This is a genomic window from Vagococcus elongatus (assembly GCF_003987645.1).
Classification (GTDB): domain Bacteria; phylum Bacillota; class Bacilli; order Lactobacillales; family Vagococcaceae; genus Vagococcus_A; species Vagococcus_A elongatus.
This window is the reverse complement of record NZ_NGKA01000003.1, coordinates 173,661-187,489: the sequence shown is the minus strand read 5'-3', so window position 1 is coordinate 187,489 and position 13,829 is coordinate 173,661. Positions and strand designations below refer to the sequence as shown.

11 protein-coding genes and 1 pseudogene are annotated in these 13,829 nt (G+C 34.0%); 6 read left to right on the top strand and 6 right to left on the bottom strand.

Annotation, left to right across the window (positions count from 1 at the left end):
• Positions 1-547 precede the first annotated feature (547 nt).
• The 4 genes from CBF29_RS03605 (at position 548) to CBF29_RS13930 (ending at position 2,462) form a co-directional block, all read left to right on the top strand.
• A complete protein-coding gene (locus CBF29_RS03605) occupies positions 548-1,198 on the top strand; it encodes a transposase (RefSeq protein ID WP_126807414.1) in 651 nt (216 codons plus the stop codon).
• Positions 1,199-1,268: 70 nt separating this feature from the next.
• Positions 1,269-1,553: a transposase gene (locus CBF29_RS03600; RefSeq protein ID WP_211334242.1), complete on the top strand. Its 285-nt coding sequence runs from the start codon at positions 1,269-1,271 to the stop codon at positions 1,551-1,553.
• Positions 1,554-1,594: 41 nt separating this feature from the next.
• On the top strand, positions 1,595-2,104 hold the full coding sequence (locus CBF29_RS13935) for an IS3 family transposase (protein ID WP_245987242.1): 510 nt from the start codon (positions 1,595-1,597) through the stop codon (positions 2,102-2,104).
• On the top strand, positions 2,061-2,462 hold the full coding sequence (locus CBF29_RS13930) for an integrase core domain-containing protein (RefSeq protein ID WP_245987241.1): 402 nt from the start codon (positions 2,061-2,063) through the stop codon (positions 2,460-2,462). The genes CBF29_RS13935 and CBF29_RS13930 overlap by 44 nt, the downstream gene beginning before the upstream one ends.
• 267 nt (positions 2,463-2,729) lie before the next feature.
• Here CBF29_RS13930 and CBF29_RS03590 read toward each other — a convergent pair whose 3' ends face one another.
• The 6 genes from CBF29_RS03590 to CBF29_RS03565 are packed head-to-tail and all read right to left on the bottom strand — an operon-like array spanning position 2,730 to position 11,005.
• Positions 2,730-4,460, bottom strand: coding sequence for a class I mannose-6-phosphate isomerase (locus CBF29_RS03590; protein WP_126807410.1), 1,731 nt, complete (start codon positions 4,458-4,460; stop codon positions 2,730-2,732).
• 20 nt (positions 4,461-4,480) lie between these two features.
• Complete coding sequence (locus CBF29_RS03585; RefSeq protein WP_170169982.1) at positions 4,481-7,069, bottom strand: glycoside hydrolase family 38 N-terminal domain-containing protein; 2,589 nt, start codon at positions 7,067-7,069, stop codon at positions 4,481-4,483.
• A 19-nt stretch (positions 7,070-7,088) separates the two neighbouring features.
• A complete protein-coding gene (locus CBF29_RS03580; protein ID WP_126807405.1) occupies positions 7,089-7,916 on the bottom strand; it encodes a carbohydrate ABC transporter permease in 828 nt (275 codons plus the stop codon).
• Positions 7,909-8,832, bottom strand: coding sequence for a carbohydrate ABC transporter permease (locus CBF29_RS03575; protein WP_126807403.1), 924 nt, complete (start codon positions 8,830-8,832; stop codon positions 7,909-7,911). Before CBF29_RS03575 ends, CBF29_RS03580 begins: the two co-directional genes overlap by 8 nt.
• A 17-nt stretch (positions 8,833-8,849) precedes the next feature.
• Positions 8,850-10,091, bottom strand: coding sequence for an ABC transporter substrate-binding protein (locus tag CBF29_RS03570; protein ID WP_126807401.1), 1,242 nt, complete (start codon positions 10,089-10,091; stop codon positions 8,850-8,852).
• Positions 10,088-11,005, bottom strand: coding sequence for an ROK family protein (locus tag CBF29_RS03565; RefSeq protein ID WP_126807399.1), 918 nt, complete (start codon positions 11,003-11,005; stop codon positions 10,088-10,090). The genes CBF29_RS03570 and CBF29_RS03565 overlap by 4 nt, the downstream gene beginning before the upstream one ends.
• 163 nt (positions 11,006-11,168) lie before the next feature.
• On the opposite strand from CBF29_RS03565, the gene CBF29_RS03560 reads away from it, so the two are divergent.
• Positions 11,169-11,888, top strand: coding sequence for a GntR family transcriptional regulator (locus tag CBF29_RS03560; RefSeq protein WP_126807397.1), 720 nt, complete (start codon positions 11,169-11,171; stop codon positions 11,886-11,888).
• A gap of 708 nt (positions 11,889-12,596) precedes the next feature.
• Positions 12,597-13,815: pseudogene (locus CBF29_RS03555) on the top strand (IS256 family transposase).
• Positions 13,816-13,829: the final 14 nt, after the last annotated feature.

Below are 13,829 nucleotides of genomic sequence, written 5' to 3'. Positions count from 1 at the left end.
AGAATCCAGCTTCCTTAAATTTTTATCAGATTTTATCCTACTAAGTTGAAAAATAATTTTTTCTTCCACTTTTCACCACAAGAAGTGGAAGAAAAACTTTTAAAGGTTGAAGTATGAAAAATTCAGGTTAAATAAACTCTTTTTAAAATCGCTTCTACCAGATTTAGTGTTAATGGGAAATCCTCATCGGATTTTCCATTAACACTTTTTCCATTTTTAGATACAAAAAGAGACCTCCAACTGATTAAATGAAATCGTCTAAAACAAACAAATCATTAGGAGGAAACCTCATGGATAATGATACTAGAAAATCACTTGGATTAACAGATAAAAAAATGACGAAAACTGTTTAAGAACGGAGTCAAGAAAAGGAGTCACAGCCTTTATTATCACAAGTGTACTTGTCTATACACCTAAATGTTGTAAAAAAATGCAGAGAAATTAACGAAGGACAGTTTGCAAAAAATGGGACAAAGACCACTGAAACACAACTGCTGGCACTCAATTAGACATTAACCTTTGTACACCTTAAACGTTTAAGGTTCCTTTGCCAAAGCTGACAAGAGAAACTTTCGTCGCCCATTCCTCCATCTTAGAAAACAACTGTCAGCTTTCACGTGCGTTGAACTATCAAATTTCTTTAGAGTTAAACTATACGTTGTCTAAAAAAGATATTGCTAATTTTTTTGTTTCTAATCATACCGTATTAAAAATTCAAAAGGAACTTGTTAAAACCCATAAGCCGAATTTTTCTTACTTACCTAGAGTTCTTTGTGTGGATGAATTTAAGTCTACGTCTTCTTGTAAAATAGCGATGAGCTCTATTTGTGTCGATGGCGAACAGAATGAACTCTTTGAAATACTAGAAGACCGCAGACTTTCCCAACAAATCAAACACTTTATGAGGTTTTCTAGAAAAACAAGGAAAAAATTGAAATATCTAGTGATGGACATGAATGCTAGTTACGGTCAACTTATTCAAACCGTCTTTCCATGTGCTGTTATTGTCACGAATAGGTTTCATATCTTCCAACATATTACGCGTTTTTTTAATCAATTGAGAGTGAAAGTGATGAATCAATTTCGAACCGGCGACACCAAAGAACAAAAAAGATATCACCGATTGAAGCACTACTGGAAACTGTTTCTCAAGGACTCTGATAAAGTTGACACCGATGCTAGCATAGAATTAGGATAAGCCAAAATGAGAATAACCTATTTAGACATGGTACATTTGAAGTACTAGGAAGAAGAAGGAGGGGCTCATCATGCCCAAGCAGTATGATAAGCAGTTCAAGTTAGATGCTGTTCAGTATTATTCGGAGCATAAAGAACTAGGATTGAAGGGCTGCGCTAAAAATCTAGGTATCAGTTATCAAACTCTGTCTCGTTGGAAGAAGGAATTAAGAGAATCTGGGGATGTCCATCATCGCGGTTCAGGCAGCTATCATTCAGATTTAGCTAAAGAAAATGCTCGCCTCAAATGTGAACTTCGAAATACCCAAGATGCACTGGATGTCTTAAAAAAAGCTATCAACATTCTGGGAAACTGACAGAAACGCTCTATCAAGGTGTTTCTGAAAAGATGGAGGACATGTCAACAAAGGAACGCCGTTCCTCCGTCTCTGGGATGTTGGAAGTCCTAGGCGTTTCACGTTCTGGTTATTATGTTTGGCGGAAGCGCCAGCCTTCACTTAGTCAGAAGCGTCGAGAACAGATTAAAAAGAAAATTCGAGTGATTTACCATGCCTCTAAAGAAAAATATGGAGCCCCCAAAATTACCAGGGAGTTACGTAAAGAAGGTGAAGTGATTGCGGAACGGACAGCGGGCAGTTACATGCGCCAAGAAGGGATTCGTGCGCAGTGGGTCAAGCCTTGGATAGCCACTACTAAAAATTCCGATTTTTCTAGTAAGCTTCAAAATCTTTTAGAAGAACAATACAATCCCGAACGTCCCAATGCCTTTTGGTGCACAGACATCACCTATGTTTGGACTGAAGAGGGCTTTGTCTACTTGACCAGTATCATGGATTTATTTTCACGAAATCATTGCTTGGAATGTGACAGACAGCTTAGATGTCTCCTGCGTAGTCGACACAGTTGAAAAGGCCAAAGTCAGACGGAATCCCTCACTACCACTGGTTTTACATAGTGATCGAGGCAGTCAATATATTTTTCAAGAATACCGGCGAGTCACAACTGACATAGAGCTAAGCTATTCTGCCAAGGCTTCTCCCTGGGAGAATGCTTGTATAGAATCCTTCCACTCACTGATTAAACGAGAATGGCTAAATCGTTTCACCATTCAAAATTTTCCTCATGCTTATCATTTGATTTTTGAATACATTGAAACCTTCTACAATACAGTTCGCATCCACAGTCATTGTGATTATCTATCTCCAAATGATTTTGAAAAGTTGCAGGAACGAACAGAAAAAAAGAAATATAAACTCGTCAGTTAGGTAAAGGAAACTCTCAGTTTAACTTGTCCTAAATCTTGACATAGGATCAATCAACACTAAATCTTGAAAAAAAAATTCTTAAAATCATCTAAATGAGAATTTAAACTCTCATTTAGATGATTCTTGTTAAAACAAATCATTAAATTTTAAAAATTTAAAAGGTATATGGGCCCATAATAATTCTCATAAGTCAACGCAATTAAAGTTAATTGTATCGCTGTTTTTAGAACAAAACTAAAAATACTACTCGATTCCCTCTCATTATCGCTATCTGACAAATGCCTTCATCGTTTTTAATTCTTGCCCTTCACTATCCCCATAAGGAGCAATCAAATACTCAGAAATATTAGCAGGAATAATAAAAGTCTGTGCGTATTGTACGATAAATGGATCAAACTGATTTGAAGGACTAGAAATCACAGCTTCTTTTCCCTCTACCAGATTTAAAACATTCAAACCACTACGATTTTTATGTAGAACTGGTTTTCTGAACGTATGTCTGCGAGTTTCAATAAACTCTGTCTCATGCAATCCGGTCTTTTCTTCTATCCAGCCATCACCTTCATCAATTAACTCAAACTTATTTATCAACTGTTTATTGACCCAATCTGCGTCCTTATACATATCAATATTAGGTTCCCCATGATTAATATTTACCGGCCTAGGGAGTCCATCAAAGTCTACACGATCCCAATCCCACAACTTAAATGTGAATCGATTTGGCGTCGCGCTGATTTCAAGGACTACAGAATCTTTACCACTTGAATGTATTGTTCCTGATGGAATTAAATAATGATCATGTTTTGTCATCGGATGGTTATAGATATACTTTTCATCATCAAAACTTTCATTTCCTGTTTCTGCTTGTTTCAATGATTGAATCAATTCTTTCTTTTTAACTCCATTTTTAACTCCAAGATATACAACAGAATTCTTTTTACACTCCATTACATAGTAACTTTCATCCTGAGTATAATGGGCACCAAATTGTTCTTGAACATAACTGACCTTGGGATGAACTTGGAGACTTAAGTTTTGACCACCCATCGTATCTAAAAAATTAAATCGAATCGGAAATTCGTGCCCAAATCTTCCGTAAACCTTTGAACCCAATAACTCACTGGGACGAAAGTAAACTAGATTATTAGCCGGAATTTCAAATTGGGTACCTTCAATGTCAAATAGCATACTATTTTCTTCAGGAACACCGTTAAAACTCCATGCTAAATTCTTTTCGTCTTTTTTAACATCAAAAGTTTCTTGCATCCAGTGTCCTCCCCAAATTCCGGGGTCAAAAAACGGCACTAGTGAAAAAGGTTGATTGACTGCTTGATCTAGCATGGAATGATACATCATGTAATCAATCATTTTAGGATTTTGCTCATCGTGGATATCTAGCATAAAATCAATATTATTAAAGATTTCACGTTTAAATCTATCTGCAATCCGCCATTCAAAAAAATAACCCCTTTTTATCATTCTCAAAGAATCTTCTCCGGCATTATTCCCCATCCAGTTACTGTACTCGCCGGATCGATACCGTTTTTGAATTTCCCATCGCGCTAAATCAACATAGATAATCAAGTCTTTTTTTTCAATGAGACTTGCTCCAAATCCATATACAATATTAAATCCTTTCCTCAGCTGGATATTTGTTTTCAATAATTTTTCATGATCAATAAAATCCTGTATTTTATGATGGCTCATCAAACCAAAAATCCGATCATCTGTAAGATTGTCTTTGATTCTTCGATTAATCACTTCTTCAGTTTGAAAGAAAGTGTTGCTGTGTACTACCTTGGTCGGACTTAAGATTTTAATGATTTGTGAAATTAATACCTCTTCATCTGTTACGGGATACGTTTCAATGACTAGATTAAAACTTTTTTGATTTTTTTTAACTTTTTTCCTAATGTATTCCTTAATCTCATCATAGGAATTCAGTACTACAGCTTCTTCATTTTTTTTCACTTTAATAGCTGGTCTAACTATTGACAAAGTAAATCCTCCTCATTGTATTAATTTAACTGGTAAGAAATTTTTAATTTAACATATCCAAAAAATCTAGGCTCTATCCCAATTCTGAATGAATCACTGGTATGTGATAAAGTTGATAGCTTCGTTCCTAAAACATCAGTCGAAAAACAACCAAGAAGTTTTAACTCGTTAAACTGTACAATGATTTCATCTTTTACATCTCCAACATTTTTCATAAAGAATTGAATATGATCGTCATCAATTAATTCAATCGAAAGAATGATAATCGTATTTGATTGGATAAGCATCGGCTGCAAAGAAATATCATCAGCTTCGTGCCAAGACATCACCACTGGTTTCTGAGAACTTTCACCAACCTTAATTTGCTCCATGACATCATATTCCGCAAATGGTTTAATACTAAAGCTGTAAGTATTAAGTCCCTCATCAGTCGACTTAAAGTTGGTATCCCAGTAGTTATTGTATAACCAAGCTAAAAACAAAGGCTTTTCCGACCTTTCTATCTCGATCGATTCTTTACCGAACCTGAAGCCGTTTGTTTGTAATAGCGGAGCATCCTTTGATCCGTAATATAGTCCACGTTCAGCATCTTTGAATGCAGCACTTTTGCCTATTGTCACCCAATCTTTGCTCACATTACCAAGCTGATCTTCATCTAAGGCAACAATTGTATCTGCCGATTCAAAAAACATCTCCCAGTCTTCGTTTAATTGGGTTGGAATCGTTACATAATGACTTATTGGTTTCAGGTAAGATGATGATTGAACGGAAACTTCAATATTAATTTCCCCTGTATTGCTATCAAAAGTTAAAATTTTCTCAAAATAATTTACATTTTCTAAGTCTGATGATTCTTTGCTAGTAACGACTATGCTGCCATTCTTTTCAAATATCTTTAATTCAGGTTGACGACAATAAACCTGTCTGTTTGCGTGCCAATTGTGATTCCAAACACTAACTGAAAAATTAGCCAACTCAATATCTCTTGGAAAGAATGTCGACCTATGAGGGTTATCTTTTTTCCCGTCTATAGTTTCAATAACCAAATCAAAAAAACCATACTTTTCTTTTTTAAAAAGAAGCTTATCTGTCAGTTTGTGTTTTATTTCAGTAATTTCAGTTACTTCTTCATTAAATTTTATCTCATAATGTTTCGTAATGAGTGTCCCACCAGCAGGGAGCTCGATATTTTTAGTAATCGGCTCCTTAAATTCATTAACTGAAACAAAATTCGTTTCATATGGCTGCAGCGTTAAACTGGCTCCATACAGAAGATTATCCGTCTTATTTTCAAAATATTGATTTGATTTATAAGAAGACAAATATGGACTGGTAGCCAATAAATCAGCTGCCACTGAAGGGACGTATGTGATTGGAAAATTACTTAAATTAGTAAAAGAAATGCTATTAATTTTTTCCAGCTGCATATTCTGTTTGAAGTAATTATCCACTGCACGGTTTAATACAAATGCGCTTTGAGCCAGTGCATCATAGGCATAAGTCGCCTTTTTATGTTGTTGTGACAACGTCATTCTAGAAAAAGGTTCAGTAATGGATTCTGCTGCACCCCATGTATGTTCATTGAAAACCAATGAATTTTCAAGAGCTTTTTCTTTTACCCTTTTATACTGTTCACTATCAACAGGACACAATGCTTCGAAGAAATTAGCGTACTTAAGATTTTTTAATGCATCCCTGTTGGCTTTTAATTCTTTAGGAGTACTTCCTGCACCAAAGTTCCAATAGTCAGTCCAATCCCCTGATTTAATCTCTAATTCTCGTTCTGATTTTAATAAAAAATCTCGCAATAATTCTGGAGTAATAAAACTGATTTTATATTCATCAAACATCTTATTAAAATCTGTTACCAGTGATAATAAACTCATATCCGGCGGGTTATTGTCAAGTAAAGGAGGGGTGGTCGCTGTTAACACAATGTAGTTTTTGTCATAATCGTTCTCTTCAAGATGAGACAAATAATTTTCTAGGCCCTCTTTCATCAAATGAACATCTCTTTTATTCGTATTTAAGAATTGACTGAATAGTGAATAATGCTCCCCTAAGAATGATAGTATCTTGCGGTCTGATTCACTTTTCCAATAAAAGGCTTTAGGCCTCTTAAAAGGAATAGCACCAAAATGAATGTTTTCTCCAGTCAAATAAAAATCGACACCACTATCAATCAATTGATCAGCAAATGTCCAGGGCTGACCGTTTATGTCGTGATTGATTGCAGTTGTTATTTTCATCTCGATTTTTTTTTCTATTTCTTTTTTGGTCTCCAGCATTTTTTTGATTAGATAAGCGTCATTTAACGGCGTTGAATGAAAAGGTAAAGCTGCAATTGAAATTAATTTATTTTTGACAAGTAATTTTAATTCGCTAATTTGATCTTCACTGGCATCATCCAGCCAAAGTTTCAGTGGATATGTCGCTTCCACCGTCCATCTGAATGGAGCTACATTTTTATTTTTCAAAGAGAGTTTACACAAGGCTATCGCTTGATCTATGTAGTTAATTTGCCACTCGGTGATTAATTCTTGATGATGTGTATAACCTAAATCAAAGTGACTATGATGAATTACAAAAATATTTTTTACTTTTGACATTATTTTCTCCATTCTATATTCAACCTTTTACAGCTCCACCCATAAATCCAGATAATACTTTTTTTGAAAATATAATAAATAAAATCAAGATTGGCACTGTCGATAATACAGAAGCAGATAGAGCAGAATCCATATTAGTAAACAAATTGCCAGTAAATTTCACCACTAGCTGTGGAACGGTTTTTTTTGTATCGGTCTGTAAAAAAATAAGTGGAATAAAAAATTGATTCCAAATATTCACAGAATTTATTAAACAAACAGAAAAAACAACAGGTTGCGCCATTGGAAACATAATGCTGAAGAAGATTCTAAATTCTCCGGCCCCATCCAATGTTGCTGCTTCATAAACTTCGTCCGGCAGTTGACTAAAAAACTCCGTTAGCATCAAAACCGGCATGCTTATTGCCGTTCCCAGTATAAGTATGACACTGGCATAAGAATCAATCAAACCTATTCCTTTGATCATTAAAAAGATTGGAACTATTCCCAGCTGTATTGGAAACATCATACCTATTAAGAAAAAAACCCTTAAAATTTTATTCCCTCTAAATCTGTATCTACCCAGGCCGTACGCAACAAAAGATGATAAAAAAATTAACAATACTACTGCAAATATAAGTATCAAAAGACTGTTAAAAAAATATTTTTCAAAACGTTCATTAACAAATAGTTTTATATAGTTGTCTAATGACAATCCGCTGGGTTTCCCCAGCGTATTGGTCATTACATCAGATTTTGATCTAAATGAATTATATACCAAGTAGCCAAGGACAAATAATATAAATGAAGCACTAAACCACATTATAAGGTTCACGATTTTTTCGATATACCCTTTATTTCTATCCATTTATGTCGTCCTTTCTAAACACCAAAATCATTTGGAAAACTGCTACTATAAAAATGATAAAGAATAAACTAACAGCGATGGTTGTCCCCATTCCCATGGAATTTTCAGATAAATTACCACCTAATGGATTATTATCACCAAAAGCGATTCTATAGAAAAACAAGCTCATCACATCAACACTCCCATCTACTCCGCCGGAAACACCTCCGAGAATATAACTATAATCAAAAATAGTCATTGCAGTTATATATGAAATGAGAATCAAGTTGAAAATAGTATTTCTTATCTGTGGTACAACAATCAACAACAATCTTTTCCAGAATCCTGCACCATCAAGATATGCCGACTCCAACGAATCAGTTGATATCATGTTCATTGCAGCAATAAAATACATCATTCCAACTCCGAATCCTGCCCAGGAAATCATCAACCAAACTATATATATACCAATACTAGGTAAACCTAACCATGGCTTCACTAAAAAGTTCAGTCCAATCTTAGAAAAAAAATTATTTATTGCACCTATATTTGAATCTAGCAATAAAGTAAATATGAAAACAATCACCGGGGTTGAAATAAATTGAGGTGAAAAAATAATTGACTGTAAAAGCTTACTTCCTCGAGTTTTTGAATAAATCATGTAGGCATAAATAATTTGTAATGGAATCATAAAACAGGCAGTCATAATAAAAATTATCAAGCTATTCTTTAGAGCATTCCCAAATTGACCTAACAATATTGGATTTGTGAATAGTTCTATATAATTCTGAAAACCAACAAAAACCTTTTCGCCTATACCATTCCATTTAAACAAACTTATTTGAGCGGCAGAGAATATAGGGTAGACAACGAATAAGGCGTAGAAGAATAGACCAGGAATTATAAAGAAAAGATATGTTTTCTTATTTTTCAACATCTTGATATGGCCTCCCTTTATTTCTCTAACTCCTCTTTCAATAAGTCAACAGCCTGTTTAGAATCAATTTTATTTTGCATTAAATCAGGTAAAATTGATGTTAAAAGTAGATCTTGTGGTTTTGATGTTTCGGTAGCTATTTGAGAAAATTTATTGTAGATATTAGAACCAACTTCGTCAAAATCTCCCAACATTTTAACTTTTTCATCTTGAATTTCAATATCTTTATACATTGGCACTTCTCCAGTTTCATCTGCAATGATTTGTTGTGCTTCTTTTGAATTGAGAAATTCAATATATTTCATTGCCGCTTGCGGATGTTTAGTCTTTTTTGATATTGCATATGTATTCATATTATTGGGTCCTGATTGAGCATATTTTTTCCCATCTTTTCCAGGTAAGTTAAACGTACCAATGTTCATTCCACTTTCAAAGTATGATTTGCTGTTCCAAGTTCCATCCACAGTCATTGCAGCCTGTCCATTTGTAAATTGTAACTTCGCACCATTTCCATCTGTCGAAATAAAATCTTTTCCAAACATCCCATCTTCACTGAATTTTTGAAAATTGTCAAAAACATCAGCCAGTTCTTCCCAATCACCTTGTGCTCCATTTTCCATGATGCTTTCGATATCATTTGTAGATAAACTAGCTGCTGTTGCTTGTATGTACCAATACCTGTCAAAATCACCATTTCCCCCTAAAGCTATTGGTGTAACATTCTTTTCCTTCAAAGTTTCTGAAACTTTAACAAATTCTTCCCAAGTTGTTGGCACTTTCACACCAGCTTCATCAAAAATATCTTTATTATAGTAAAAGGTAACAAAGGAAATAAACGAAGGTAAAGAACAATAAATTTTCCCGTCAACAGTTCCGTACTCAAGTGCCTCATCTGTAAAACGATCATAATTTTGATCTTCTATTGGCAATAAATAACCATTTTTTGCCATCTCAGCCATTTTTGTCGATTTATTTCCCTGAACCCAAAATAAATCAGGAAGTGAGTCTGATTGTAGCGCAACATTAATAGAATCTAAACTGCCAGAATACTGATAATTGATTTTTATATCTGGATTTTCTTCTGAAAACTTTTCGTTTATTTTGGTAAATGCTGGCTCGAGAACTGCTTGATTGTCCGCATCTCCCCATATCGTCAATGAAGCTTTTTGATCCTGTCCCTCTTTTTCTTTACTCCCACAAGCTGTAAGTAAACACAGCATGGCCATAACTAAAGGTATAAAGACTTTTCTTCTCATCATTTTTTCCCTCTTTTCATTTTTTCGTTTAGCCCTTCCAAGGTTCTGACTGTAGTATCTAATGTACTTCTGATGTCTATTTTTTCAACTCTTGCGTCAGATAACGTTCTCAAAACTCCTTGATTAAAAAACTTAAAACTTTTACTCACTTGTCCCCCAAATACCACCTCATTTGGTTCCATTGTTTTAATATAAGGACATATAGCTCTCCCAATATTTACTCCAAATGATTCAAAAATTTGTAAAGCTTGTGACACTCCTATTTCTGCTTGAAAAAACAGCTCTTTTCCAGACATATCACTAAATCCAAATTCAGTCGCAATTTTTTTCAAACCATTTTCACTAATATATTGATCTATTTTTCCGTCCAAAAATTGTTCGTCATAAACCATACCTGAGTGTGGTATACCATACTTTCCTTGAACACATTCTCCATTTTCAAGAAAAGTAGATCCACAACCCGTTCCAATAGTAAAGTAGGCTCCTTTTTCGCATCCAGAAAATTTATTCTCTCCGATAGCAAAAGCTTGCGCATCATTCATAAAAAAAATATTTGTATCGCAAAAACAATCAGAGTTATACTCAATTAGTCTTCGAACCAATTCTCTTTTTAAATTTATACCAAAAATCGAATTGAATTTTCTAAGATTTCTTATCATGCTAATTCCTTGGTCATAGTCAAAGGGTCCAGGGAAAGCGAGTCCAATAGAGGATACTCTTTTTATTTCTCTAAAATTTGTTAAAAGGTCTTTTATAATAAATACAAAGTTTTCTAATACCTCTTCCTTGGGAGAATTAGACTTGGAGTCATAATAATAAACTTCTGTGACGTTTACATTTTCTGAAATTGTTGAATAAAATATCGCTCCTTTCGTAAAAGTTCCTCCTACATCTAATCCTATAGAAACGGAATCCATTTGCTACCTCCTTTTCTGTTTCAAACTTCTTATTGTATCAATGTCATAACAATAGTATAATATTAATTGCATTACCTTACAATACAGTTTATGGTATAAAAAAGCCGTTGATATTTAAGCGTTTCCAAGCAATGTTATAACATTAATTGAATGGAGTATAGAAATGAATGATAAAAACCAGCCATTATATTTGCAAGTTGCAGAAAACATGAGAGACAATATCAGAACTGAAAAATGGAGAGAAGGTGAAAAAATTCCTACTGAATTTGATTTGTGTGATATTTACCATGTAAGCAGAATAACAATTAGAAAGGCAATTGAAGAACTAGTTAGAGATAACCTGCTTGAAAAAAAGAAACCTAAAGGTACATTTGTGAAGTCCCCAACCCTTGACAAGTCAAACACCTATACTCTTATCAAAAGCTTTACTATGGAGATGAAAGAGTTTGGTCTTGACGCAAAAACTTTGCGCGTTAATGTCATTATATCCCATGCAGATCAACAAATAGCTAAATATTTAAATATCCATCCTGGTGAAAAAATCATTATTCTTAAAAGATTGCGAGGAGTTGATAAAAATGGATTTGCCTTTTTCAAAACTTTTTTCAAATATGAGGAGTTCTTTTCACTTAATTCCAAATCTTATTTAGGTTCTTTTTACCAATATTTAAGAAACTTGAATCTCTTTGTTAAAGATGATAAAGAGATTGTTGAAGCTGTCCTCCCAAATAATGAAGTATGCACATGGCTCAAAATCAGTTCATCATCGCCTGTTCTTAAAAGAAAGAGGTTCACTTCCGACAGAAAGAATAATTTTTATGAATATACTGAGTGCTATTATATAGGTAGTGAGTATCAATACTATATTGATTTTTCAAAATAAATTTCTCACTTTTCTTTACTGTTGAATAGTATGCGATTAAACTTGAAAAATTAAAAAATCGTGTAAATTATTTTGTGTAAATAAAACTTTAAGGTAGCGAAAAAGAAAATCCATCCTACAAAATTAAAAATACGACACCGAAATTTTTATAGGAGGACTTTCTCATTACCAATTTTTATTACAGGAATTATGGGAACACTAATCAATAAAGGTGAGTTAGACAAATTATTTCGAAAACATTTAGAATCAGCTAGCAATTCCTTACTACATGCTAAATTAGCGATTTTTTTCAAATTATAAAAATATAATTGTTCTTGATTTCACTTAGAAAATCCACTTAATAGGGAACCTAAATTGCAATATTAAGTTAGCCACATAGGTAAAAATAGAGAGTTTTGTGAACAAGTGTTACCTATGTGTAAAAGAACCAGTGATTATTCAATTCTTTTAAAAAAATGTCGCAATGTCTGAAATAGCTGATTTAATTGGAAAAATATACACGCATCAGAATCTGCCACATCTTCTTTCTAATATGAATAAGTACATTTCTAAAAATATCTCAATGTTCAAAAATACAGGGCTAGACTCGTGGAACTGACCCATAAAAATGGGACAGGAGCAAAAAAGCATTTCTATTGGGAGTGTACAATATTTTGTGTAAGTTCCAAAATGGTATAATTAAAAAAATCATCTAGGAGGAATACACCAATGAGTATGCTCTCAAAAGATCAAATAAAAGAAATGATCCAATATTACAATATAAAAACAACTGATGATATAAAAAATGCGTTCAAAGATATGTTTGGAGAAACAATCCACGAAATTATGGAAGCTGAACTAGACACACATTTGGGATATGAAAAGAACTCCAAAGAAAATAAAGCGACAGAAAACAGACGCAATGGAACGAGTTCTAAGACCTTGCGGTCAACAGAATATGGCAAGGTGCCATTAGCTATTCCACGTAATCGAAACGGTGAATTTGAGCCTCTAATTATTAAGAAAAATCAAACCTCCTTAACAGGATTAGAAGATCAAATTGTCGCTATATACGCCAAAGGATTGAGCACGCGAGATATCGAAGAACACTTTAATGATTTATATGGTGCGGAAGTCTCTCCTACGCTTATTTCAAATGTCATAAATAAGATTTTGCCTTTGGTAAAAGAGTGGCAAAATCGACCCTTAGAAGTGCTGTATCCGATTATTTTTATGGATGCGTTTCATTTTAAAGTGAGACATGAAGGACGTATCCAGTCCAGAGCAGCTTATGTTGTTTTAGGTATAACGATTGAAGGCTATAAAGATGTATTAGGAATTTGGATTGGTGAATCTGAATCTTCTAAGTTCTGGTTAAGGGTCTTAAATGAATTGAAAAATCGTGGTGTCCAGGATATTCTCATTGCTTGCACAGATAATTTAAGTGGTTTTAGCGAAGCCATTGAGGCCACGTTCCCACAAACAGAGATTCAAAAGTGTATCGTTCATCAAATCCGTAACAGTATTCGTTTTGTCGGATATAAAGATTTGAAGTCGGTAACGGCTGATTTAAAGCCAATCTATAAGGCTTCTACGGAAGAATTGGCGTTAGAAGCACTCAACGAATTTGATGAAAAAAGGGGGGGAATATCCTATTATCACAAAAAGTTGGATGGATAACTGGACGGAATTGGCAACCTTTTTCAAGTACCCATCAGAGTTACGGCGCATTATTTATACCACTAACATAATCGAAGGCTTTCACCGGCAGCTTCGCAAGCCAACAAAATCTAAAAGCGTCTTTCCATCGGATGAATCGCTATTAAAAATGCTTTATCTTGTAACCATGGATGTCAAAAAAAAATGAACCATGAGCGTCCAAAATTGGGAACAAATTCTGTCACAATTTGTCATATTTTTTGAAGATAGAGTGACTGATCACATCTGAAGAAAAAGAACTTA

Excerpts from the sequence above, each read along its gene's own strand:
- CBF29_RS03600 (WP_211334242.1), top strand. The coding sequence starts at position 1,269 with ATGCCCAAGCAGTATGATAAGCAGTTCAAGTTAGATGCTGTTCAGTAT.
- CBF29_RS13935 (WP_245987242.1), top strand. The coding sequence starts at position 1,595 with ATGTCAACAAAGGAACGCCGTTCCTCCGTCTCTGGGATGTTGGAAGTC.
- CBF29_RS03585 (WP_170169982.1), bottom strand. The coding sequence starts at position 7,069 with ATGTCAAAAGTAAAAAATATTTTTGTAATTCATCATAGTCACTTTGAT.
- CBF29_RS03580 (WP_126807405.1), bottom strand. The coding sequence starts at position 7,916 with ATGGATAGAAATAAAGGGTATATCGAAAAAATCGTGAACCTTATAATG.
- CBF29_RS03575 (WP_126807403.1), bottom strand. The coding sequence starts at position 8,832 with ATGTTGAAAAATAAGAAAACATATCTTTTCTTTATAATTCCTGGTCTA.
- CBF29_RS03570 (WP_126807401.1), bottom strand. The coding sequence starts at position 10,091 with ATGATGAGAAGAAAAGTCTTTATACCTTTAGTTATGGCCATGCTGTGT.
- CBF29_RS03565 (WP_126807399.1), bottom strand. The coding sequence starts at position 11,005 with ATGGATTCCGTTTCTATAGGATTAGATGTAGGAGGAACTTTTACGAAA.
- CBF29_RS03560 (WP_126807397.1), top strand. The coding sequence starts at position 11,169 with ATGAATGATAAAAACCAGCCATTATATTTGCAAGTTGCAGAAAACATG.